25 protein-coding genes are annotated in these 22,300 nt (G+C 37.7%); 10 read left to right on the forward strand and 15 right to left on the reverse strand.

Going from position 1 to position 22,300, the window contains the following annotated elements:
- Positions 1-10: 10 nt before the first annotated feature.
- The 3 genes from G504_RS0102435 to recF are packed head-to-tail and all read right to left on the reverse strand — an operon-like array spanning position 11 to position 1,804.
- Complete coding sequence (locus G504_RS0102435) at positions 11-304, reverse strand: DUF721 domain-containing protein (RefSeq protein WP_019668542.1); 294 nt, start codon at positions 302-304, stop codon at positions 11-13.
- Positions 304-723, reverse strand: a complete 420-nt coding sequence (locus G504_RS0102440) for a lipocalin family protein (protein ID WP_019668543.1) — start codon at positions 721-723, stop codon at positions 304-306. The genes G504_RS0102435 and G504_RS0102440 overlap by 1 nt, the downstream gene beginning before the upstream one ends.
- Before the next feature lies 1 nt (position 724).
- Positions 725-1,804 carry a DNA replication/repair protein RecF gene (gene recF, locus G504_RS0102445; RefSeq protein ID WP_019668544.1) on the reverse strand — a complete coding sequence of 360 codons (1,080 nt, stop codon included), beginning with the start codon at positions 1,802-1,804 and terminating at the stop codon, positions 725-727.
- Between the two features lie 115 nt (positions 1,805-1,919).
- On the opposite strand from recF, the gene G504_RS0102450 reads away from it, so the two are divergent.
- The 6 genes from G504_RS0102450 (at position 1,920) to G504_RS0102475 (ending at position 7,092) form a co-directional block, all read left to right on the forward strand.
- Positions 1,920-2,687: a tetratricopeptide repeat protein gene (locus G504_RS0102450; protein WP_026348345.1), complete on the forward strand. Its 768-nt coding sequence runs from the start codon at positions 1,920-1,922 to the stop codon at positions 2,685-2,687.
- Complete coding sequence (gene ribH, locus G504_RS0102455; RefSeq protein WP_019668546.1) at positions 2,688-3,164, forward strand: 6,7-dimethyl-8-ribityllumazine synthase; 477 nt, start codon at positions 2,688-2,690, stop codon at positions 3,162-3,164.
- A 166-nt stretch (positions 3,165-3,330) separates the two neighbouring features.
- Entirely contained in the window at positions 3,331-3,621 is a 291-nt protein-coding gene (locus G504_RS0102460; RefSeq protein ID WP_019668547.1) for a hypothetical protein, read from the forward strand.
- Entirely contained in the window at positions 3,621-5,471 is a 1,851-nt protein-coding gene (gene mutL / locus G504_RS0102465; RefSeq protein ID WP_019668548.1) for a DNA mismatch repair endonuclease MutL, read from the forward strand. Before G504_RS0102460 ends, mutL begins: the two co-directional genes overlap by 1 nt.
- The gene (locus G504_RS0102470; protein ID WP_019668549.1) at positions 5,472-6,215 is read left to right on the forward strand and encodes a rhomboid family intramembrane serine protease; all 744 of its coding nucleotides are present in this window, start codon (positions 5,472-5,474) and stop codon (positions 6,213-6,215) included.
- 1 nt (position 6,216) lies between these two features.
- Positions 6,217-7,092 carry a rhomboid family protein gene (locus tag G504_RS0102475; protein ID WP_019668550.1) on the forward strand — a complete coding sequence of 292 codons (876 nt, stop codon included), beginning with the start codon at positions 6,217-6,219 and terminating at the stop codon, positions 7,090-7,092.
- Here the strand turns inward: G504_RS0102475 and G504_RS19595 are convergent.
- Positions 7,089-7,250 (reverse strand): hypothetical protein, encoded by a 162-nt coding sequence (locus G504_RS19595; RefSeq protein WP_157473006.1) that lies wholly within the window; start codon positions 7,248-7,250, stop codon positions 7,089-7,091. The two genes, G504_RS0102475 and G504_RS19595, sit on opposite strands and share 4 nt — an antisense overlap.
- A gap of 40 nt (positions 7,251-7,290) precedes the next feature.
- On the opposite strand from G504_RS19595, the gene G504_RS0102480 reads away from it, so the two are divergent.
- Complete coding sequence (locus tag G504_RS0102480) at positions 7,291-8,109, forward strand: endonuclease/exonuclease/phosphatase family protein (RefSeq protein ID WP_019668552.1); 819 nt, start codon at positions 7,291-7,293, stop codon at positions 8,107-8,109.
- Here G504_RS0102480 and G504_RS19955 read toward each other — a convergent pair.
- The 11 genes from G504_RS19955 to udk form a co-directional block, all read right to left on the reverse strand.
- Entirely contained in the window at positions 8,095-8,418 is a 324-nt protein-coding gene (locus G504_RS19955; RefSeq protein WP_019668553.1) for a DUF6122 family protein, read from the reverse strand. The genes G504_RS0102480 and G504_RS19955 overlap by 15 nt on opposite strands.
- Positions 8,411-9,043, reverse strand: a complete 633-nt coding sequence (locus tag G504_RS0102490) for a WbqC family protein (protein ID WP_019668554.1) — start codon at positions 9,041-9,043, stop codon at positions 8,411-8,413. Before G504_RS0102490 ends, G504_RS19955 begins: the two co-directional genes overlap by 8 nt.
- A 37-nt stretch (positions 9,044-9,080) precedes the next feature.
- On the reverse strand, positions 9,081-10,784 hold the full coding sequence (gene lepB / locus G504_RS0102495; RefSeq protein WP_026348347.1) for a signal peptidase I: 1,704 nt from the start codon (positions 10,782-10,784) through the stop codon (positions 9,081-9,083).
- A 51-nt stretch (positions 10,785-10,835) separates the two neighbouring features.
- Positions 10,836-11,537, reverse strand: coding sequence for a 4-hydroxy-tetrahydrodipicolinate reductase (dapB, locus tag G504_RS0102500; protein WP_019668556.1), 702 nt, complete (start codon positions 11,535-11,537; stop codon positions 10,836-10,838).
- 3 nt (positions 11,538-11,540) lie between these two features.
- Complete coding sequence (locus G504_RS0102505) at positions 11,541-12,179, reverse strand: DUF5683 domain-containing protein (protein WP_019668557.1); 639 nt, start codon at positions 12,177-12,179, stop codon at positions 11,541-11,543.
- Positions 12,172-13,074, reverse strand: coding sequence for a ParB/RepB/Spo0J family partition protein (locus G504_RS0102510; RefSeq protein ID WP_019668558.1), 903 nt, complete (start codon positions 13,072-13,074; stop codon positions 12,172-12,174). The genes G504_RS0102505 and G504_RS0102510 overlap by 8 nt, the downstream gene beginning before the upstream one ends.
- Positions 13,074-13,847, reverse strand: coding sequence for a ParA family protein (locus G504_RS0102515; RefSeq protein WP_019668559.1), 774 nt, complete (start codon positions 13,845-13,847; stop codon positions 13,074-13,076). The genes G504_RS0102510 and G504_RS0102515 overlap by 1 nt, the downstream gene beginning before the upstream one ends.
- A gap of 146 nt (positions 13,848-13,993) precedes the next feature.
- Positions 13,994-16,144, reverse strand: a complete 2,151-nt coding sequence (scpA, locus tag G504_RS0102520) for a methylmalonyl-CoA mutase (protein WP_019668560.1) — start codon at positions 16,142-16,144, stop codon at positions 13,994-13,996.
- On the reverse strand, positions 16,137-17,519 hold the full coding sequence (locus G504_RS0102525) for a methylmalonyl-CoA mutase subunit beta (RefSeq protein ID WP_019668561.1): 1,383 nt from the start codon (positions 17,517-17,519) through the stop codon (positions 16,137-16,139). The genes scpA and G504_RS0102525 overlap by 8 nt, the downstream gene beginning before the upstream one ends.
- A complete protein-coding gene (locus tag G504_RS0102530) occupies positions 17,512-17,844 on the reverse strand; it encodes an FtsB family cell division protein (protein WP_019668562.1) in 333 nt (110 codons plus the stop codon). The genes G504_RS0102525 and G504_RS0102530 overlap by 8 nt, the downstream gene beginning before the upstream one ends.
- Positions 17,844-18,452: a uridine kinase gene (gene udk / locus G504_RS0102535; RefSeq protein WP_019668563.1), complete on the reverse strand. Its 609-nt coding sequence runs from the start codon at positions 18,450-18,452 to the stop codon at positions 17,844-17,846. Before udk ends, G504_RS0102530 begins: the two co-directional genes overlap by 1 nt.
- Positions 18,453-18,793: 341 nt before the next feature.
- Here udk and G504_RS0102540 point away from each other — a divergent pair, with 341 nt between their 5' ends.
- From G504_RS0102540 to G504_RS0102550, 3 genes are read left to right on the forward strand one after another with little or no spacing between them, the layout of a single operon-like run.
- Positions 18,794-19,279 carry an acetyl-CoA carboxylase biotin carboxyl carrier protein subunit gene (locus tag G504_RS0102540; RefSeq protein ID WP_019668564.1) on the forward strand — a complete coding sequence of 162 codons (486 nt, stop codon included), beginning with the start codon at positions 18,794-18,796 and terminating at the stop codon, positions 19,277-19,279.
- A 10-nt stretch (positions 19,280-19,289) separates the two neighbouring features.
- Positions 19,290-20,732: an acetyl-CoA carboxylase biotin carboxylase subunit gene (gene accC / locus G504_RS0102545; RefSeq protein WP_019668565.1), complete on the forward strand. Its 1,443-nt coding sequence runs from the start codon at positions 19,290-19,292 to the stop codon at positions 20,730-20,732.
- Between the two features lie 3 nt (positions 20,733-20,735).
- The gene (locus tag G504_RS0102550; RefSeq protein WP_019668566.1) at positions 20,736-22,277 is read left to right on the forward strand and encodes an acyl-CoA carboxylase subunit beta; all 1,542 of its coding nucleotides are present in this window, start codon (positions 20,736-20,738) and stop codon (positions 22,275-22,277) included.
- The last annotated feature ends 23 nt before the right edge of the window (positions 22,278-22,300 follow it).

A 22,300-nucleotide genomic window follows, 5' to 3' on the forward strand; every position in this document is an offset into this window, starting at 1 on the left:
ACCGAACAGTTTACCTCAAAACAATATTTTTTACCAAATCTTTGTTTAGTTCTTCATTGAGCATATCAATGATCCTTGATTTACCATGACTTAGTTCTTCCCGCAATACGGACGAGGAAAGTGAGACAAAAAGAGTATTGTTTCGCAACTCAACTGCAGTCGTATAATTATTCACACCATTTCCCATTATCTTTTCCCAGGCTTCCCGGGCCAGGACCTTGTCCATGCCATTCTGCAATTTATTTTCTTTAATAAATTCATTTAAGGCTTCTCCTAGCGAATGAAGATTTTTTTCTCTGGCCATTATTCTTTAATACTGATGGTTTGAAAGCGCCTGTAATTATAAGACAGACCTTCTTTATTTTTAACAACCATTCTGGTTTTATTAATCATAATTATTTGCTCTTCCCAATTGCTTAAATCATTCTTATACACCATCCAGAATGAGCCATCTTTTTCATTTATTTGGAATGACTCGGCATCACTGGAAGTGGTAAAAGTCCCATCAAATTTGGGCTGCATTTTCTTGCGAAAACCTTGCATTTTGTCATATTCAAAATAATCAATGGTCATATTGACATCATATTCCTTGGTTTTTCCATTAGGAAATTTAACCTCCTGTATCTCCCAATATCCATTGATGTAATTTAAATCAGATACAGAAATCCCTTCCGAACAAGAAAGAAAGCAAAAAATAAGCAATAAAGTGAGCCACTTTTGCATATCACAATTTAAAAATTTTATAGGATTGATGAATAGATTTCACAACATTTTCCGTCCGCTCCGGGTGTGTGTCACTTATAAATATTTGCCCAAAATTTTCATCATCCACCAAGGTTATAATATGTTTAACCCTTTTTTCATCCAATTTGTCAAAGATATCATCCAAAAGCATAATTGGCGTTGTTCCGGCATGTGCTTTAAGAAATTGAAACTGAGCAAACTTCAGGGCAATTAAAAATGATTTTTGCTGACCCTGGCTTCCAAATTTCTTTATTGGATAATTTTCTATTTCAAAACGAAGATCATCCTTATGTATGCCAACAGAGGTATATTGCAGGGCCCTGTCTTTTTCAATATTACTTTCGAGTAGTGAGAGAAGGTCCCGGGAGAACAATTTACTTTCATAATGTATGTTAACCAATTCCTCTCCGCCGGTTATTGCTAAGTATTGTTCTTTAAAAATAGGAATAAAATCTTCAACAAACGCCGCCCTTTTATTGAAAATACTGGTTCCAAAACCATTCAGCTGTTCGTTATACACCGAAATGGTAGCCTGATCAAAGGAATGGTTAATTGCAAAATATTTCAGCAGGGTATTCCGCTGCTGAAGTATTTTGTTATACTTAAGAAGTGTTTGCAGGTACTCCTTATCTGACTGTGATATAACACTGTCCATAAATTTTCTTCTAATATCACTTCCTTCTAGAATTAGATCTCTGTCGGCTGGCGAGATAATAACCAGAGGCAATAGTCCAATGTGATCAGATAAACGATCATAAACTTTATTGTTGCGTTTAATGATTTTTTTCATGCCTTTTTTGAGGCTGCAAACAATTTTTTCGTTCCTGTCTCTGAGTTTGAAGATACCTTCAATGATAAAAAAGTCTTCCCCGTGTTTTATATTCTGACCGGCCAGTGGATTGAAATAACTTTTACCAAATGCAAGGTGGTAAATAGCATCCAGGATATTGGTTTTCCCCTTTCCATTATCCCCAACAAAACAATTTGTTTTGGAATCGAATTCAAATTGCCGTTCTTCAAAATTTTTGTAGTTAACCAGCGATAAATTCTTCAGAAACATTGGGAAAGTAATTTGGTAATATACATGGAAGGTGCAAATTATCGAAAAATAACGAATAATTTGGCTTTTGGTTTTGGATAAAACCTTTATTTTTGCGCGACCAATAAATTTTAAGATGGCAACATATAAGAAAAGAGGTTACAAGCCTAAAAATAAAGCCGAGGAAAGAGAACTTGCTTCTCAGAAAAGTGCAACGGCCGAGGTTTTTAGCAGCTTAGATGAGAGTGCTTCAAAATCGGAACAATGGGTGGCCAAAAATCAAAATTACATCCTTGGACTTATAGGTGTAATTGCCATTGCGGTTTTAGGTTATCTTGCTTATAATCAGTTCATTCAGACACCAAAAGAGGCAAATGCTGCCAATGAACTTTTTTATCCGCAACAATACTTTGATCAGGCATTAAACAATACATCGGAAAAGGATTCCTTGTTTACTTTGGCATTAAATGGTGCTGAAGGGAAATATGGATTTCTGGATATAATTGACGAATATAAAGGCACAAAGGCAGCTAACCTGGCAAATTATTCTGCAGGCATGGCATATTTGAACATGCAACAATACGAAGATGCCATCAGACATTTGGAGAGCTTTTCATCCGATGACGCAATACTGGGTGCCCTGGCTAAAGGTGGAATTGGAGATGCCTTTATGCAATTAGGGCAGGCTTCAGATGCCCTTGGGTATTACGAATCGGCATTTGCGCACAATACTAATGACTACACTACTCCAAGATATCTCTTCAAAGCGGGGGTGACAGCTATGGAATTGAATCAGAATGATAAGGCACTTCAGTATTTCCAGAGAATTAAAGATGAATTTTCAAATTCGGAAGAGGCCAAAACCATAGATACCTTTATTGGAATGGCTAAAAGCAAGAAGTAAATGGCTACGTCCAACAAAAATCTGTCGGTATATGACAAGAAAACAATCCCAAATTCGAAGGCTCTTCGGTTTGGGATTGTTGTTTCAGAGTGGAATTCAGAGATTACAGAAGGCCTTTATAAAGGGGCAGAAAGTGCGCTATTGGATTGTGGTGTAAACCAGGATAATATTTTAAGATGGAATGTTCCAGGCAGCTTTGAGCTTATATTTGGCTGTAAAAAGATGATACAGAAAAATAATCCGGATGCAGTAATTGCGATAGGTAGCGTAATTCGAGGGGAAACCAAGCACTTTGATTTTGTGTGCAGTGCCGCCGCCCAGGGGATAAAAGACCTGAATGTGATTACCGACACCCCGGTGATTTTTTGTGTATTAACCGATGATAATCTTCAACAGGCAAAAGACAGGAGTGGCGGTAAATACGGAAATAAAGGAATCGAAGCTGCGATTGCTGCAATTAAAATGGCTTTACTTTAATTGGTTTCTTCGAAGGATTAATTCTGCAACATTTCACAACCAGGTACTAATGGATTCTGCTGCAAAATGCAGTTCGTGTAACAAGCGGAATGAGAACTGTTAACAATTTTTAGGAAGGATATCTCTTCATATTTTTTGATTTTGAGTAACTTTGAGCCTAAGGCCCATGGGAAAATTTTCAAAATTACGAAAGAACAGAAAATACAGTTATACACCCCGTTATTATGACGATAAGGGTGAAGGCAGCCCTTATAAAATGCAGCCAAAACTTGATAAATTCCGAACCACGATAGATGCGCCAAAAGGATTGAAAGGAAAGTTCAGCAATGCAATGGCGGATATCAAGAGGGTTGGTGATAAAAACCTAAAACTTAGAATGCTTATTATAATCGTTATCCTAATCCTTATATTCCTTTATATTATCGATTTTGATTTATCAATCTTCTTTACAAAATAATGGCAGATATTATACAACTTTTGCCAGACCATGTGGCTAATCAGATAGCCGCCGGTGAAGTAGTCCAACGCCCGGCTTCTGTGGTAAAAGAGTTATTAGAAAATGCCATTGATGCAGGAGCCACTACCATAAAATTAATTGTAAAAGATGGAGGAAAGACTTTAATCCAGATTGTGGATGACGGGTTGGGTATGAGCGTAACCGATGCCAGATTAAGCTTTGAAAGGCACGCTACTTCCAAAATTAATTGTGCTGAAGATTTATTTCATTTAAACACAAAAGGATTTCGAGGAGAAGCACTGGCCTCTATTGCTGCAATAGCACATGTTGAGATGAATACGCGTATGGAGGGAGATGAAGTTGGTACCCTTCTTAAGATTGAGGGGAGTAAGGTTTTATCTCAGGAAGTAAGTGTTACACCAAAAGGAACATCTGTATCCGTAAAGAATCTTTTCTTTAATATTCCGGCAAGGAGAAAATTCTTGAAGTCTAACCAGGTAGAATTACGCCATATAACTGATGAATTTCACAGGATAGCTCTGGCACATCCGTCCGTACATTTTTATTTTTATAACAACAACAACGAGTTATTCAACCTGCCTGCAACAAATTTAAAAAAACGAGTTGTACATATATTCGGCATGAAAACCAAAGAAAAGTTGGTGCCTGTAGCAGAAGAAACCCAGGTAGTTAAAATATCAGGTTTTATTTGCAAGCCGGAATATGCAAAAAAAAGCAGGGGTGAACAATTCTTTTTTGTAAACCATCGCTTTATTAAAAGCCCGTATCTTCATCACGCGGTTATGGCTGCGTTTGAAGGACTGTTGAGACCGGATACAAGTCCGGGCTACTTTTTATATCTCGAAGTCGATCCGACATCTATAGATATTAATATTCACCCGACTAAGACGGAAATTAAGTTTGATGACGAACATACTTTATATGCTATCCTAAAATCAACAGTAAAACACAGCCTGGGTCAGTTTAATGTAAGTCCCGTTTTAGATTTTGACAAAGATCAGAATTTGGATACACCTTATATCCAATTAAACAGACAGGCCCAACAACCCGGCATTACTATTAACCCTGGGTACAATCCATTTAGGGAAAGCGGATTCGAGAAAAGTACTAAAAGCACCTTTTCACAGCAGCGAACCGGGGATTGGGAAAGTATGTACGTGGGATTAGAGTCGAAAGTTGGGATGGGAGAGGGTTTTAGTACAGTACATTTCGAATCTGATACTATAACAGGTTCAATTTTTAAGGAGGAGGAAGAATTAGACCGAATAGGCGCAAGTACATTTCAACTAAGAAGAAAGTATATTGTAACTACAATAAAGTCTGGGATGCTTATTATTGATCAGGGACGCGCGCATCAACGAGTACTGTATGAAAAATTTCTTAAGAGTATTACGGTTAAGGAGACGTTAAGCCAGCAATTGCTTTTCCCCCTGACACTTACTTTTTCAAAATCTGAATTGGCAGTGCTTAAGGAAATCCAAGGAAGTCTTACATCTCTGGGTTTTGCTTTTGGTCCTTTTACACAAGATGAACTTCAAATCACTGGAATCCCTCAGCTTATTAATGAGAGTGAAATAGGAATTATCCTGGATCAATTAATTTCCGATTATCAAATGGAGATAAACGGAAATGGATTTACCCAGTCAGAAGTGTTGTCAAAAGCACTTTGCAAGTCTTTGGCAGTAAAAACCGGAGAAATATTGGATAATGAGTCGCAACAGGCTTTGGTTAATGCATTGTTTGCATGTAAGGAATCTAACCGGAGCCCGTTTAATAAAACAATTTACGTTACACTTACAGAACGTGATATTGATAATAAATTTATATAGATGGGAAGACTAACTGATGCCATAAAGCATCTGCTGATTGTTAATGTGTTGTTCTTTGTAGCAACAAGTCTTTATGGAGACCAGATGTATCAATGGTTTTCATTGTGGTTTCCGGAGAATGAGCATTTTGGAATTTGGCAGATACTGTCTCATATGTTTATGCACGGAGGATTTATGCATATTTTATTTAATATGTATGCGCTCTGGGCCTTTGGCACACCTTTGGAAAGGATGTGGGGAAGAAATAAGTTTTTGTTCTTTTATTTTTCTGCAGGTATTGGGGCTGCACTTATACATTCGGGTGTAAACTATTATTATTTCAATCAGGGTATTGAGGCGCTTGTGAATGCCGGAATGGCGAAAAGTCAGATAATAGAAATTATTTCCGGAGGCCAATATAGTCCGGACTGGTATAATTATGCACCTCGGAGTGTTATTGATAATTTTTTAAGTGCTTACAATACACCGGCGGTAGGTGCATCGGGGGCAGTTTATGGAATTTTGGTAGCCTTTGGGATGTCTTATCCAAATAGTGAATTATTCCTTATCTTCTTGCCAATTCCAATTAAAGCAAAATTTTTCATTCCTGTATTAATCGGCCTGGACTTATTTTCGGGGGTTACCGGATATTCTATTTTTGGCGATGGAATCGCACATTTTGCCCATGTAGGAGGAGCTCTTTTTGGATTTTTAATGATGTGGTACTGGAAAAAAAATCAATTTAATAAAAATCGATGGGATTAGAATGGATTCTGGAAATTTAAAATATCAATTCGCAAGACTTAGTATTGCGGAAAAATTAATTGCGGTAAATGTATTTGTTTTTATCATAAACGGATTATTTACATTTTTAATGGGAATGCCCTCCAATTCATTGATCCAATGGTTTGAATTACCAAAAGATTTTGTAGACTTTATTTCTCAGCCCTGGTCTCTTGTAACCTATTCCTTTTTTCATGGAGGTATTTGGCATCTATTTTGGAATATGATAATGCTTTATTTCACCGGCAGAATTTTACTCAATCTATTTAGCCCCAAAAAATTTATAAGCATTTATTTTTTAGGAGTAATATTGGGTGGTTTGGTTTTTTTGCTAAGCTACAATGTATTCCCGGCTTTTTTAAGTACAAATGCTGCATTGATAGGAGCCTCTGCAGGTGTAACAGCTGTATTAATTTTTGTCTGTGCCTATATTCCTAACCAGGAAGTAAGGCTATTCATGTTCAATATCAAACTATGGTACATTGGAGCTTTCTTTGTTATAGTTGATTTAATTCAAATTCCATCCGGTGGAAATGCCGGAGGACATCTGGCTCATTTGGGTGGTGCGTTTTTGGGATACGTTTATGCCAGACAGCTTTTAAAAGGTCAGGACATAGGCGAAGGATTTACTAAAATGATTGAAAGTATTGAGGGTTTTTTTAAGAAGAAAGAAAAAAAGGCACCTATGAAAACAGTTTACCGCCGCGCAAAGGGAAAGAATGTTTCCAACGCAAATTACGATCGGGAAAGTAAGCAGCGTAAGATAGATACTATCCTGGACAAGATTAGTAAATCCGGGTATGAAAGCCTGTCGAAATCGGAAAAGGATTTTTTATTTAAGGCAGGTAAAGAAGACTAATCTGTGAGAAAATTATCGTTTTTTGATAAGACTATTTTAATACTGAATCTTTTTTTTGGTATACTTCTTTTGTCCTCATGTCTTGGACCGTTTATTTCTGTAAGGACATTTCTGCCTTTGGCTTTTTTTGGTCTTTTTGTTCCAATTTCGTTTATCATTAACATTCCATTTATTTTTTATTGGGTATTTCGAAAAAAAATGATATTTCTAGTCTCATTTTTCGCCGTGCTTATTTCTTATTTCACTTTTGACTCCATATATAGATTTGGTTCTTCCAATGCATCGCCCCTGGATGAAGACCTGAGCATTATGGCTTATAATTGCAGGGGCTTTCAATTTACAGGTCAGATAAAAGGCCCATTAACAGGACATAAAATAATTGATTTTGTCAAAGAAAAAAATCCTGATATAGTCTGTTTGCAAGAATTTGATAGACGGGCAACAAAATTATTACCGGGCTATGACTATCGCTATATAACGCCCTATGGTTCAGATAAATCTACACAGGCTATTTTCTCAAAATACCCTATCATCTCAAATGGATCTCTAGATTTTCCTGAGACTCTAAATAATGTCCTTTATGCAGATATTGAATACAAAGGTGATACCTTAAGGGTATATAACATTCACTTTCAGTCTTTTAACGTAGCTCCATCCAGAGTAAAAAGTATAAGACGTGTGTTTAAGTCTTATGGTAAAATGAAGAATACCTTTTTAAAACACGAGGAACAGGCATCTATTTTAGATCAGCACAGGAATAACTCACCTTATAGGGTTTTAATTTGCGGGGATTTAAACAGCACTGCCTTTTCTAATGTTTATCATATTATCAAAGGGGAAATGCAGGATACGTTTGAAGTGAAAGGTTCTGGTTTTGGCAAAACCTTTGATATAAAATTCATCCCATTTCGCATCGACTATATTTTAGTAGATAAGTCTATGGATGTCCTAACACATGAAAATTTTGACCTAAAATTATCTGATCACTATCCTGTCTTGTCTTCAATTCGCCTCTGACAACAAGAAGTAACAATCTATGGAATCAGCGAATATATGAATGAGCAAAGCCAGCCCTATAATCCGGGTGTATTTATATAAAAAAAGCAAAATATAAATAACAATTGCCCAAGAGGAGTGAAGGGGATGAAAATTAATACTGCATCTGCCAGGGTCAAAGATTGGGTTTGCAATAAGATGATCAATGTCAATTAAAATGCCCGATAGGAGAATAAGGATTATCCATATTTTTTTATCCTTATAAAACAGGAGTCCAACGGCTATAGGAACCAGTATATGAATACCGTAATGCAGCAGGAATCTAAGCATTTAGAAAATCAAGATTTTGATTCATTAAATAATCAAGACTTGCAGGACCTTCGTTGAATAATAAATCCAGGACACTACAATTTTCAATAAATCCATGCCTTGAAATAAATACCTGCGTATAGTCTTTTTGCTTTATATTAATTGTTTTTTTTGCGTTCACCAAAAACCTGGCATCAAGAACCCCTTTGGGTATTGATTCGTAAAGTTCCGTATATCTTCTATTATTCTTGAATTGTAAACAACCGGCAATTATATCAATGGCAAAAAGATTAAAATCCAATAAATATGAGTGATTCTTCATGAAGACAGGGGCCAGGTCATCCTCGTAATATTCAAAAAAAGGAGATGTTCTGTATGCCGTTTGAAGCGTCCTCCAATGTTGCCGCTGCCATCTGTAATCATTATCCAGTTTTACATCTTTATACTTCTGTCTTCCCTCTTTGCCACCAACATGTTTGATTGGAATATTCAGCATAAATTCACCCTGATCTGTACAAATGAATGCCCTGTTGCGGTAGGTTTGTTTTTGATAATTATCACAGACCTCCCAGATAATACTATTTTGCACAAGAGTTGCAAATGTTGCAATATTAGGTAAGTAGGTAGGATGGAGTAACAAGGTCATCAATTACAGATTTTATTCCACCCGGAAAAATAAAAATTTACTTTTTAAGCTTCTTTCTGCGTTTCCAAAAGTAATCAAATATAAACCAGGCTGCCAGTGCAATAAGGAAATGCCTGAAATAAGACCGGGGTTCGCCATCACCACCAACTGTTGTGAAAATCCTGTCCCATCTAGGTTTCCAATTCGTAATTCCTTTGTTGAAATTATCAAAGCTGAGCCATATAAAAATAGGCTTACCAACAATATGATTGGCCGGAACATATCCCCAGCTTCGACTATCTTCTGAGTGATCTCTGTTATCCCCCATCATCCAGTAGTAATCCTGTTTAAAGGTGTAAGAATCCGTAACCTCGCCGTTTATGCTAATCTGATTGCCTGAAACTCCTATAGTATTTCCTTCATAGTCGCGAATAATCTTTTTATAAAGAGGAAGAACTTTTGGTGTCAATGCAATGGTTGCTCCTTTTTCAGGAATATAAATTGGCCCAAAATTGTCATTATTCCATGGATAGAAAGGATCGTGCGGAAAAATGTTATAACCTTTCACCCCTTTGGGTTCTATAATTTTCACAACAGAATCTATATCCGGATTATTTCTTAATTCCAGTAACATTTCATCAGTAATGGTCACTGTTCGCTGGCGACCCGTTTCTTCCCGTAATGATAAACCGGCTTGTCTGATAACTTTTGTGGGAATACCACTTGCATCAGTAATCAACTCTATTTCGCCCTTTGCATTTTGACCCCCGGCTATTAGGTATTTGCTGATTGCATCAAATTGATTTTGGTTTAATGGAGCCGACAGGTATTTTCGTGAAAATTCATTTATGCCTAAACTTAAAAGCAATCTTGATGAAACTCCTTTTTGTGAGTAAACGGTATAATCATATTGCGGTTTGGCTCTGTCTGACAGTTGCAGCCTTTTACCGTTAATATATACCAAACCATCAATTACGGATAGTGAATCGCCGGGAGTTCCAACACATCGCTTCACATAATTGGATTTTTTATCAATGGGTTTTTTAACTCCTTCTTCCTTTTTGAAAAATACGCGGACGGTATCAGCCGGCCAGCTAAAAACAACGATATCATTTTTTTTAACTTTTTCAAATCCGGGTAACCTAAAATAGGGTAGTTGGGGCTTCTTTAGATAAGACCTGATCCCCAATCCCGGTATTGTATCATGCACCATTGGAGCAGCTATAGTAGTCATTGGTGTACGAGCTCCATAGTGAAATTTACTCACAAATAACAGGTCGCCAATCCGCAGTGTTCGTTCCAATGAACCGGTCGGGATTACATATGGCTGGATGAAATAAGTATGAACCAGTGTGGCGGCTACTATAGCAAATACGATTGAGCTAACCCATTCTCCTGATCCACTTTTTGGATGCAGACTCCTGTCCTTAATATAGGTTACATCGAGGCTATAATTCACATAGAATATATAAAAACCAAGGGTTAGTATTACCAGCCATGTTTCAAGAATTCTATTTCTCCCAAAACTTCGTATGGTTTCAACCCAAATTACCGGAAACATCAGAAGATTTATAATAGGGATAAAAAGAAGAATTACCCACCATTTAGGTCTCCTGATTATTTGCATTAAAACTATGGCATTATATACAGGAATTATTGCTTCCCAAGGTTTTCTTCCTGCTTTAATATATAGTTTCCAAGTCCCCAAAAAATGAATGACTTGTATAACTAAAATGAAGATAATCCAATTTGTACCGTTCATACTCTTATTTCTCTTTTTACAGACGTTGTTTGGTCTGATTTGTTACCAAAATTAACCCAGGTTTAACACATCTTTCATTGTAAATACACCCTTTTTTCCAATTAACCATTCGGCAGCTACAATTGCACCCAAGGCAAAACCTTCTCTATTATAAGCTTTGTGCTTAATAACTATCTCATCTATTTCATTTTCATAAGAAACAACATGTGTTCCGTATTCATCTGCAATCCTTTTGGAAGTAATAGGGATATTTTGGTCTTGTGATTTTCCCAAAAGCCAGCCTTCATAGGCAGAATTGTCAATAATATCTTCAGCAAGCGAAATAGCCGTTCCGCTGGGAGCATCAAGTTTTTGCAGATGATGGGTTTCCTCAATCGAAGCTTTATATTGTGGTAAATTACGCATCATTTTTGCCAAATACCTGTTTAACTGAAAGAATAGATTTACACCCAAACTAAAATTTGAAGCATAAATAAAGGCACCGTTTTTATTTTTGCAAAAAGAAATTATTTTCTCATAATCGTTAAGCCAGCCTGTTGTCCCGGAGATAACCGGAATATTATGCTCGAGACAACCCTTAATATTGTTATATGCCGCCTCTGGACTGCTAAAATCTATTGCTATATCCATCTTGGTATAGTCAATTTCTTTTGAATCCACATCTACTTTCGCAACTATGGTATGATTTCTTTGGATAGCGATTTTTTCAATCATTTTCCCCATTTTCCCATAGCCGAACAAGCCTATATTCATATTTTAGAAATTAATGGTTATGGCCACTCCATAATTAGGATTGCCTATAATTGGGTTATATTCAAGATATGGCTTGATATCCAAACCCAGATCGTCGTCTACATTAAATTGTTTTAAATGTGCATCCACATTAGCATCAATGATATTCAAGGCATAAAGCGCCAGTGTAATAAACAAGGCTAAGTCGCGATCTCTTTGATAGCGTTCCTGGCCATCCTGCAGGGCATCGTCAGAAAAGTCGGGACTACCGGGAACAATTCCAGACCCGTTAACATCATAGAATTCATCATCCGTAAAACCAGCTCTCCTTCTTTTGAAAGCCGTTCTGAAACGGACATAGAGATCATTATTATAATTATACGCGTAGATACCTACGCCTATGGCCCCAATAACAATAGGCACTTTCCAATAACGTTTATTATAGGCCTGACCTAATCCTGGCAGAATAGCAGAATAAAATGCCGCCCTACTTGGAGCTAAAGGATTAATTCGCTTCTTTTCTACTTTACCTTCTACAATAATATCTGGATTTTCAGGAATTTGTGGGACAGAATCTTTAGGACTTTCTTGTTGACCTTCCTGGGCCAAGGGAGAAAGTACAGGGAAAAATAGCAAACATAGAAGTACAAGGGTTTTACTCACCTGTAATTAGTTTTTTCAATCGCTGAAAATCATCTTCTGAACTGAAGGGGATACTTATCTTACCCTTGCCGTCTTCTGCAGAATTGACTGTTATATTGGCAGAAAGATAGTGTTTAAGTTGTTTGGTACCTTCAACTACAAGTGCTGATGCCCCGGACGATTTTTTTATAGTCTTCTTCTGAAGAGGTCCTTCGTGATATTGTTTCACAAGTTGCTCAGTTTCCCTTACAGATAAGTTGTTTTTTACAATTTTTTCGTAGAGGCTAATCTGATCTTCTCTATTGTCTATGTTTACGAGTGTCCTGCCATGACCCATAGAAATAAAACCATCCCTCATTCCTGTTTGAATGATTGGATCTAAACGCAATAAGCGAAGATAATTAGCAATTGTCGACCTTTTTTTACCAACCCTTTCGCTTAATTTTTCCTGTGTCAAGCCTATTTCATTGATTAAACGATTATAGGAAAGCGCAATTTCGATAGGATCCAGGTCCTGGCGCTGAATATTTTCAACAAGAGCCATCTCAAGAGACTCCTGGTCATTAGCAATTCTGATATATGCCGGAATGGTCTTAAGGCCAATTAATTTAGAAGCCCTATACCTCCTTTCTCCGGAGACTAACTGAAATTTATTAAAGTCAGATTTTCTAACTGTAATTGGCTGAATAACTCCTAATTCACTTATTGAGGAAGCCAGTTCCTGAAGCGTTTCATCATTAAAATGGGAACGGGGTTGAAAAGGGTTAACATCTATCGTATCGATATCAAGTTCCACGATATTGCCAACAACCTTATCGGCATTTCTATCCGATACCGAGTTAATATCATTTTCAGGATCTTTAAGCAGAGCGGAAAGTCCTCTTCCTAAAGCCTGTTTCCTGGTTGCTTTAGCCATTATACCTTTTCTCTATTTTTTTTCAATAGCTCGTTGGCCATATTTAGGTAGTTTGTAGCACCTTTACTACTGGCATCATATTTTATAATGCTTTCGCCATAACTGGGGGCTTCCCCAAGTCGAACATTTCGTTGAATAATTGTATCAAAAACCATATCAGAGAAGTGTTTTCTGACCTCTTCAACAACCTGATTAGAAAGGCGTAATCTGGAATCGTACATAGTTAGCAACATGCCTTCAATATCTAATTCAGGATTGTGTATCCTTTGAATACTTTTTATAGTGTTTAATAGTTTTCCAAGTCCTTCCAGCGCAAAATATTCACATTGTATAGGGATAATCACGGAGTCTGCTGCTGTTAAAGCGTTTAGGGTAAGCAGACCCAAAGAAGGTGCACAGTCTATAAGTATATAGTCGTAAATCGCCCTTAAATCACCAATGGCTTTCTTCATCATATATTCCCTTTCATCCTTGTCCACCAATTCAATTTCAATAGCCACAAGGTCTATATGAGCAGGAATTAAGTCTACATTGGGAGAAGAAGTATTAATAATTGTTTCTCCGGCGGCCTTTGTATGTTCCAATAACTGGTATGTACCAATCTGAATTTCATCTACATTAATACCTAATCCGGAAGTAGCATTGGCCTGGGGATCAGCATCAATCAATAACACCTTTTTTTCAAGTACACCCAGCGAGGCAGCCAGATTAACTGTGGTAGTAGTTTTGCCAACCCCACCCTTTTGGTTTGCGATAGCAATAATCTTGCCCATAATTGAAGTAAGTTAGGGGTTAAAAATACAATTATTTACAATGCACTAAAAAGTATTTTGTTAACACAAAGTGAATAACTCTCCCAATGGTGTTAAAGTTGGTTAAAGTAAGGCTCTTCGTCTATTGCTACAGATATCTAAACCAATTAATCAATTAAAATCTCAAGTATCCGGATAGCCGTATCACTAATTTTAGTGCCGGGTCCAAATACGGCGGCTGCGCCTGCATCAAATAAATATTGGTAATCCTGTTTGGGGATTACGCCCCCCACAATTACCATAATATCTTCTCTGCCGTACTTTTTCAATTCTTCCAAAACCTGCGGCACTAGGGTTTTATGACCGGCAGCCAAAGAAGAAACCCCAAGGATATGGACATCATTTTCCACAGCCTGTTTTGCCGCTTCCTCAGGAGTTTGGAATAAAGGGCCTATATCAACGTCAAACCCAAGATCGGCATATCCGGTAGCTACAACTTTAGCACCGCGATCATGTCCATCCTGTCCCATTTTCGCAATCATTATACGAGGCCTCCGACCTTCCTGTTCTGCAAATTCATCTGCCAATTCTCTGGCTTTTTTAAAACTTTGGTCATTCTTGATTTCTTTTGCGTACACTCCTGTAAATGATTGAATTTTTGCTTTGTATCTTCCAAAAGCTTCTTCCAGAGCATCGCTTATTTCACCCAATGTTGCGTTGGCCCTGGCTGCTTCTATTGCTAAAGCTAACAAATTGTTTTCATCCTTCACAGGTTTTCCCGCTGATTTATCTTTTGCAGCCTGCGTTAATTTTTTAAGGATTCGACTTACTTCTGAATTATCCCTTTCCTGTTTTAATTTTTCTAATCGTTCTATTTGTTGCCTTCGAACCTCTGCATTGTCCACCTCCAGAATCTGTAATTCTTCTTCTTCTTCCAACTGATATTTGTTAACTCCTACAATGATGTCTTGTCCGCTGTCTATACGAGCCTGTTTTTTTGCTGCGGCCTGTTCAATTCGCATTTTGGGGATACCTGCTTCAATTGCTTTGGTCATTCCCCCATGGTCTTCTACTTCCTGGATGAGATCCCAGGCTTTTTTAGCTATTTCATCTGTTAAATATTCGACATAATAACTGCCGGCCCATGGATCGACTGTTTTGGTAATTTTTGTTTCTTCCTGGAGATAGATTTGTGTGTTTCGTGCAATCCGTGCGGAAAAATCTGTGGGTAAGGCAATGGCCTCATCCAGGGCATTCGTATGAAGGCTTTGAGTACCCCCCAGGGCCGCCGCCAAAGCTTCAATGGCCGTTCTGGTGACATTGTTGAAGGGATCCTGCTCGGTAAGGCTCCAACCACTGGTCTGACAATGAGTCCTGAGTGCCAACGATTTCTGATTTTTAGGATTGAACTGTTTTACAAGTTTGGCCCACAACATTCTTCCCGCCCTCATTTTGGCAATTTCCATAAAATGGTTCATCCCAATGGCCCAGAAAAAAGAAAGCCTGGGGGCAAACCGATCAATATCCAGACCTGCTTTTAAACCAGTTCTGATATATTCAAGTCCATCTGCAAGGGTATAAGCCAGTTCAATATCTGCAGTAGCTCCAGCTTCCTGCATATGGTATCCGGAAATACTAATACTGTTAAATCTGGGCATATTCTTACTGGTAAATTCAAATATATCCGCAATTATATGCATAGAGGGAGAAGGTGGGTAGATATACGTATTTCTCACCATAAATTCTTTTAGTATATCGTTTTGAATGGTTCCTGCGAGCTGTTCTGGAGACACTCCTTGCTCTTCCGCAGCAACGATATAAAAAGCCATAATTGGTAATACTGCACCATTCATGGTCATTGACACAGACATTTTATCTAATGGAATACCGTCGAACAAAATTTTCATATCTTCAATAGAATCAATGGCGACGCCCGCTTTACCTACATCTCCAACTACGCGTTCGTGGTCACTATCGTAACCTCTGTGCGTGGGGAGGTCAAAAGCAACAGAAAGACCTTTTTGACCAGCGGCCAGATTGCGTCTGTAAAAAGCATTGCTTTCGTGTGCCGTAGAGAAACCTGCATACTGTCTAATTGTCCACGGTCTTCGCACATACATCGTAGAATAAGGACCGCGTAAATTTGGTGCTATACCTGCGGCAAAACTGAGATGCTCCAAGTGGTCAATATTACTTTTAGACAAAAAGGATTTTACCGGAATGTCTTCAGCAGTACTAAATTCTTTTATTTCTGATTCTTTAGGTCCATTGGTGTTAACAGGATTTATAACCAGGTGTTGAAGCTTTTTTCTACTCATGATCCAACCTTATTTTTTCTGACGATTCTGACAACCGAATCTCCAATATTGGTTCAATAATCGTTTTTCTGAAATTCTTTTTCATAAATGGATTTTTTTCCAATTCCTGCTTCATTTTCTCCATTTCATTAAAATATTTATTGCTGCCTACGAGTATCTCTTCTCCGGAATCATAACGAATTTGCTGTTTAAGAGCGCTTTCCTTGATTTTTCTTTGGATGTTGTGAGCTTTTAATTGCTTTAAAAAACCACCACCTTCCTCAATTTTCTTAAATATATCCAGTGCTTTCTCTGCCAGTTGTTGTGAAAGTGCCTCTATATAATATGTTCCATCTGAAGGATTAGTTACTTTGTCTAAATAACTTTCCCCTTTTAAAATCAGCAATTGATTTCTCGCTATTCGTTCCCCAAATTCATTGCTTTTATGATATACAGCATCGTATGGCATATTAAAAACTGTATCGGCCCCACCCAGAATTGCAGACATGCACTCTGTTGTTGTTCTGAGTAGATTTACGTTGTAATCATATATAGTCTTGTTTCTTTTAGAGGGGCAAGCCAAAATATGACAATCCGCCAAAACCCCGAATTCTGCTGAGATCGTTTTCCAGAGCAGGCGTAACGCCCGTAATTTGGCAATCTCAAAAAAATAATTTCCATCTACTGCAATTTTGAAGCAAACTTTCAGATTGGAATGCAATAGTTTTTTCTCATTCAAAAAATTCAAATATTCACTTGCATGTCCCAGGGCGTAGGCCAATTGCTGTGTTCTGTTGGCTCCGGCATTTTGATATAGGGAAACATCAATACTTAATGTTGGGGTGTTTCTGGCCTCGTTTAGAATTTCTTTGAGAGCAGCATGGTCTGATTCAAAATCTGTAATCCAATTTCCAGACCGGCATAAATTGCCCAGAATATCAATGTGAAAATAAATATTCCCTTTTGCACTCTCAGTATATGAAAGAAGATCTTTGATATATGCCACGGATAGAAATTGAAATTGAAAGTGTATAGGAGTTGAATTTATATCAATACCCTTCAATAGCTCTTTGGGTTCTATATCAGCGCTGACCAGAGTGAAAATCAGACTCTCCGCTCCGTTTTCCAGAGATTTTATGGCCCTGTGATTAGCTTCTGTGTCATTGGTAACAAAAATATGTTGCCCAATTAACCAGTTCGAAGTGGAAACAGGAGAATTAACCAGGCCTTCATCCAGATCATCACTTGTGTAAAAGGGTTTCACTTTTATTCCCTCCGGGGATTCCCATACCAGAGTTTCGTTGTAATCTGCACCTTTCAGATCAGCCTGTATTTTTTGCTTCCAGGCTTTTGCAGAAACTGCTGGGAAATCGGCAAACAAATGTTCTTTATTCATCTCCTTTTTGCTTTATACTATCCTCATATTCTATTAAATAAATTTCCTCGTTCTTTTTTTTAAGATAATAGTTTTCCCGAGCAAATTTTTCTAATTCTTTTGGGTCTGAGAGCTGTTTAATAATTTCCTTATCCTTGGCTATTTCTTCTTTCAGGAATTCCTGAGTCTTTTCCAGTTTTTTGATTTCTTTCCTCAATTCCATGTGAATAAGTAAGGAGTTTGTATCAAAAAAAGCCATCCAAATGACAAATACTGTAAGTACCAGGACATAAATATTTGTTATAATTCCAAACCATTTCTTTTTTCTGATTGCTTTTAAACCCATTAGCTCAATTTTTCATTAATGATAGTGCGCACTATATCTACTGCTACCGTATTGTATTTATTATTTGGAATAATTATATCTGCGTATTCCTTGGTGGGTTCAATGAACTGATCATGCATAGGTTTCAAAGTGGTTTGATATCTGCTTAGGACTTCCGACAGATCTCTTCCCCTTTCATTTATATCTCGTTTGAGTCTCCGTATAAGGCGTTCATCAGAATCGGCATGAACATAAATCTTTATGTCGAACATTTCCCTTATAAGAGGGTTAGTCATAATCAAAATTCCCTCTATAATCATTACTTTTCTGGGGTGCGTTCTTATTGTATCTTTCGTTCTGTTGTGCTTTGGGAAAGAGTACACGGGTTGATCAATAGGTTCTCCACGTTTTAAAATATTTAGATGTTTAGCTAAAAGTTCAAAGTCAATTGCCCGGGGATGATCAAAATTAATTTTGGACCGCTCGTCAAAACTTAAGTGAGACAGATCATTGTAATATGAATCCTGAGAGATTACACCAACCTCTTCATTTGGAAGTTCGTTAATAATTTGATTAACAACGGTGGTTTTGCCACATCCGGTTCCTCCTCCAATTCCTATTATTAACATATCGATTCAATTTCTATCAAAAATACTGATTTGGAATGATATTTATCCCGTCAATGGTCTTACTTTTCCAGCCACAGAATTACCATATCCTATTTTTTTAAAATATGATAATATTCATATTCCATACAATGTTTTAGAAATAATTTTGTCCATATTAATTTTTTAGTATGATCTCCATTCAAGTGCCCGCTTAATCATAATACAGTGAGCTTTGAAATGTATTTTATAATGAAAAATCACTTAAATTAATTACTTTTTTTTGCATTCGGAATCATAAAATTTATATAACTTATTAATCTTATTCCGGAAAATAATTTTAACTGGTTCTAACTAAAATATCTATGAATAATTCGTTTAAGGTTGTTGTAGAAAATACGCATGAGTTTAAGATAAACAGCGATGAAATCTCGAAAATTGATGCAATACAAACCTCACCTAATTCATATCATATCTTAAAGGATAATAAGTCTATTAAAGCAGAAGTTATAGAAAAAGACTTTTTTCGTAAAACGTATACAATTAAGATTAATAATAGTTCTTATGAAGTTGTTATTTCTGACAGCCTGGATCTTTTGATAGGCGAGATGGGTTTTGCATTTTCTTCTTCCAGAGATATCGATTCTATATCGGCTCCAATGCCTGGTCTCATATTAGAGATACATGTTCGAATTGGACAGGCTGTGAATGAGGATGATCCATTATTAATATTGGAAGCTATGAAAATGGAGAATGTCATTACTTCACCCAGAGATGGAATCATTAAAAATATTTCGGTTAAAAAGAGTGAAGCTGTTGATAAAAACCAATTATTGATTGAATTTGAATAAACGGGCTGTTATGAAAAAAATACTAATTGCAAATAGAGGAGAGATTGCTATTCGTGTAATGCAAACAGCCCAAAAAATGGGGATTAAAACAGTGGCTGTCTATTCTGAGGCAGACCGCAATGCACCCCACGTGAAGTTTGCAGATGAGGCGGTTTGTATTGGTAAAGCTCCTTCTAATCAGTCCTATTTGCTGGGATCAAAGATTATTGAAGTAGCTAAAAAGTTACATGTAGACGGCATTCATCCCGGGTATGGGTTCTTAAGTGAAAACGCGGATTTTGCTGAAGAAGTGGAAAAAAACGACTTAATTTTTATAGGTCCTAAATCCAGGGCAATCCGCATAATGGGCAGTAAGCTTGCCGCCAAGGATGCAGTTAAGAATTACAATATTCCAATGGTCCCCGGCATTGATGAAGCCATCACGGATGTTAAGAAAGCAAAGGTAATTGCCAAGGAAATAGGATTCCCGATTTTAATTAAAGCTTCGGCAGGTGGCGGAGGTAAAGGGATGCGAGTGGTTGAGGATGAGAAGGAACTGGGATCGCAGATGGAAAGAGCTATTAGTGAAGCCACCTCTGCATTTGGTGATGGGTCTGTTTTCATTGAAAAATATGTTACTTCGCCAAGACATATTGAAATTCAGGTAATGGCAGACAGCCATGGGAATATCCTCTATTTTTTTGAACGCGAATGCAGCATACAAAGAAGGCACCAAAAAGTGGTAGAAGAGGCCCCTTCATCGATACTTACGCCAGAGTTGAGGGAGGAAATGGGTGTTGCGGCTACCAAAGTTGCCAAAGCTTGTGATTATCTGGGAGCGGGAACAGTAGAATTCCTGATGGATGCCGATCATAAATTTTATTTTCTGGAGATGAATACCCGCCTGCAGGTGGAACATCCTGTTACAGAATTAATCACAGGTGTAGATCTTGTAGAGTTGCAGATAAAGATCGCAAGAGGAGAGGCCATGTCCATAAAACAGGAGGATCTTCATATTAATGGTCATGCGCTGGAACTACGAGTATATGCCGAAGACCCCCTTAATGATTTTCTTCCCAGTGTAGGCACTTTGGAAACCTATAAGTTGCCCACAGGAAAAGGTGTTCGTGTGGACAATGGCTTTGAAGAAGGAATGGAAGTTCCCATCTATTATGACCCAATGTTGTCTAAGTTGATATCCTATGGCAAGGATAGAGATGAAGCAATTCAAATAATGCTCAAGGCCATAGAAAATTATTACATTGAAGGCGTACAGACAACCCTTCCGTTCGGAAAATTTGTTTTTGAGCATGAGGCCTTCAGATCTGGAAATTTCGACACCCATTTTGTTAAAAACTATTATTCTCCGGAAGTATTGAATAAAAAGGCGGAAGAAGAAGCGAAAATAGCTGCTGAATTAGCAGTTAAACAGTATTTGCAGGATCAAAAAATTTTAAGATTACCAACAAAATAGCATATGGACCCTAATATAGAAAAATTAAACGAGAGAATATCCCTTGCACATATGGGCGGGGGGCAAAAACGAATTGATAAACAGCATCAAAAGAAAAAATTAACAGCTCGTGAAAGGCTGGGCTATTTATTGGACGAGGGTTCATTTGAAGAGATGGGTATATTAGTCACCCACCGTACAACGGATTTTGGAATGGATAAAGAAATTTACTTTGGCGATGGTGTGGTAACCGGTTATGGAACCATCAATGGTAGATTGGTATATGTATACGCTCAGGATTTCACTGTATTTGGAGGTGCTTTGTCCGAAACCCATGCGGAGAAAATTTGCAAGGTAATGGACCTTGCAGTGAAAGTTGGAGCTCCCGTTATAGGTTTAAATGATTCAGGAGGGGCCCGCATTCAGGAAGGGGTAAAATCTTTAGGCGGATATGCAGATATTTTTTATAGAAACGTACAGGCTTCAGGTGTAATACCGCAGATTTCAGCTATAATGGGGCCTTGTGCCGGAGGCGCTGTTTATTCTCCTGCCATGACAGATTTTACCATAATGGTAGAGCATACCAGTTATATGTTCGTAACCGGTCCGAATGTGGTGAAAACAGTTACTAATGAAGAAGTTACTTCCGAGGAACTTGGTGGTGCCAGTACCCACTCCACTAAATCCGGGGTTGCCCATAAGACTTCTGCCAATGATGTGATTTGTCTGGAAGATGTTAAGAAATTACTGAGTTATTTACCCCAGAGCAACCGTGAAAAACCTGCCTCTTTACCTTATGAGTTAGGGGATGAAGTGCGTGATGAGCTTACAGATATTATTCCCGAAAATACCAATAAGCCTTATGACATGCATGATGTTATTAATGGTATTATTGACAAAGATTCCTTTTATGAGATTCATGAGAATTATGCAGAAAATATCATTGTAGGCTTTGCAAGACTGGCAGGCAGGAGTATTGGCATAATTGCCAACCAGCCAATGTTTCTAGCCGGTGTATTAGGAACGAAGACTTCAGTCAAAGCAGCCAGATTCGTGAGGTTTTGCGATAGTTTCAATATTCCGTTATTGGTATTGGAAGACGTGCCTGGATTTTTACCCGGTACAGATCAGGAATGGAACGGTATAATTGTTCATGGAGCCAAGCTATTGTTTGCCTTTAGTGAAGCAACTGTTCCCAGGATAACGGTAATTACCAGGAAAGCCTATGGAGGGGCCTATGATGTAATGAATTCAAAGCATATTGGTGCGGACTTTAACTTTGCCTGGCCTACTGCAGAGATCGCTGTGATGGGAGCCAAAGGAGCAAGTGAGATCATCTTCAGAAAGGAAATTATGAATGCAGCAGACCCTGCTAAAAAACTGACGGAGAAAGAAGCAGAGTATGCAGAAAAATTTGCCAATCCGTTCAGGGCAGCCAGAAGAGGTTTTATCGATGAAGTGATCTTGCCTAAAAATACCAGGAGAAAGCTTATTAAAGCCTTTAGTATGTTGGAGAACAAAGAGGTAGGGGTCCCAAAAAGAAAGCACGGAAATATTCCGTTGTAGTACTTAAATAAGACGCCCGTTAA

The organism is Eudoraea adriatica DSM 19308, from assembly GCF_000382125.1.
Classification (GTDB): domain Bacteria; phylum Bacteroidota; class Bacteroidia; order Flavobacteriales; family Flavobacteriaceae; genus Eudoraea; species Eudoraea adriatica.

Coding starts and splice junctions, on each gene's coding strand:
- G504_RS19955 (WP_019668553.1), bottom strand. CDS start 8,418: ATGCTTAGATTCCTGCTGCATTACGGTATTCATATACTGGTTCCTATA.
- G504_RS0102510 (WP_019668558.1), bottom strand. CDS start 13,074: ATGGCTAAAGCAACCAGGAAACAGGCTTTAGGAAGAGGACTTTCCGCT.
- mutL (WP_019668548.1), top strand. CDS start 3,621: ATGGCAGATATTATACAACTTTTGCCAGACCATGTGGCTAATCAGATA.
- G504_RS0102490 (WP_019668554.1), bottom strand. CDS start 9,043: ATGACCTTGTTACTCCATCCTACCTACTTACCTAATATTGCAACATTT.
- G504_RS0102540 (WP_019668564.1), top strand. CDS start 18,794: ATGAATAATTCGTTTAAGGTTGTTGTAGAAAATACGCATGAGTTTAAG.
- udk (WP_019668563.1), bottom strand. CDS start 18,452: ATGTTAATAATAGGAATTGGAGGAGGAACCGGATGTGGCAAAACCACC.
- G504_RS19595 (WP_157473006.1), bottom strand. CDS start 7,250: ATGATAAACGAAATTGGAACAAAAAGACCAAAAAAAGCCAAAGGCAGA.
- G504_RS0102475 (WP_019668550.1), top strand. CDS start 6,217: ATGGATTCTGGAAATTTAAAATATCAATTCGCAAGACTTAGTATTGCG.
- scpA (WP_019668560.1), bottom strand. CDS start 16,144: ATGAGTAGAAAAAAGCTTCAACACCTGGTTATAAATCCTGTTAACACC.
- G504_RS0102440 (WP_019668543.1), bottom strand. CDS start 723: ATGCAAAAGTGGCTCACTTTATTGCTTATTTTTTGCTTTCTTTCTTGT.
- G504_RS0102435 (WP_019668542.1), bottom strand. CDS start 304: ATGGCCAGAGAAAAAAATCTTCATTCGCTAGGAGAAGCCTTAAATGAA.
- G504_RS0102550 (WP_019668566.1), top strand. CDS start 20,736: ATGGACCCTAATATAGAAAAATTAAACGAGAGAATATCCCTTGCACAT.
- G504_RS0102515 (WP_019668559.1), bottom strand. CDS start 13,847: ATGGGCAAGATTATTGCTATCGCAAACCAAAAGGGTGGGGTTGGCAAA.
- G504_RS0102450 (WP_026348345.1), top strand. CDS start 1,920: ATGGCAACATATAAGAAAAGAGGTTACAAGCCTAAAAATAAAGCCGAG.
- dapB (WP_019668556.1), bottom strand. CDS start 11,537: ATGAATATAGGCTTGTTCGGCTATGGGAAAATGGGGAAAATGATTGAA.
- G504_RS0102470 (WP_019668549.1), top strand. CDS start 5,472: ATGGGAAGACTAACTGATGCCATAAAGCATCTGCTGATTGTTAATGTG.
- ribH (WP_019668546.1), top strand. CDS start 2,688: ATGGCTACGTCCAACAAAAATCTGTCGGTATATGACAAGAAAACAATC.
- G504_RS0102480 (WP_019668552.1), top strand. CDS start 7,291: ATGATATTTCTAGTCTCATTTTTCGCCGTGCTTATTTCTTATTTCACT.
- G504_RS0102525 (WP_019668561.1), bottom strand. CDS start 17,519: ATGAATAAAGAACATTTGTTTGCCGATTTCCCAGCAGTTTCTGCAAAA.
- G504_RS0102530 (WP_019668562.1), bottom strand. CDS start 17,844: ATGGGTTTAAAAGCAATCAGAAAAAAGAAATGGTTTGGAATTATAACA.
- lepB (WP_026348347.1), bottom strand. CDS start 10,784: ATGAACGGTACAAATTGGATTATCTTCATTTTAGTTATACAAGTCATT.
- accC (WP_019668565.1), top strand. CDS start 19,290: ATGAAAAAAATACTAATTGCAAATAGAGGAGAGATTGCTATTCGTGTA.
- recF (WP_019668544.1), bottom strand. CDS start 1,804: ATGTTTCTGAAGAATTTATCGCTGGTTAACTACAAAAATTTTGAAGAA.
- G504_RS0102460 (WP_019668547.1), top strand. CDS start 3,331: ATGGGAAAATTTTCAAAATTACGAAAGAACAGAAAATACAGTTATACA.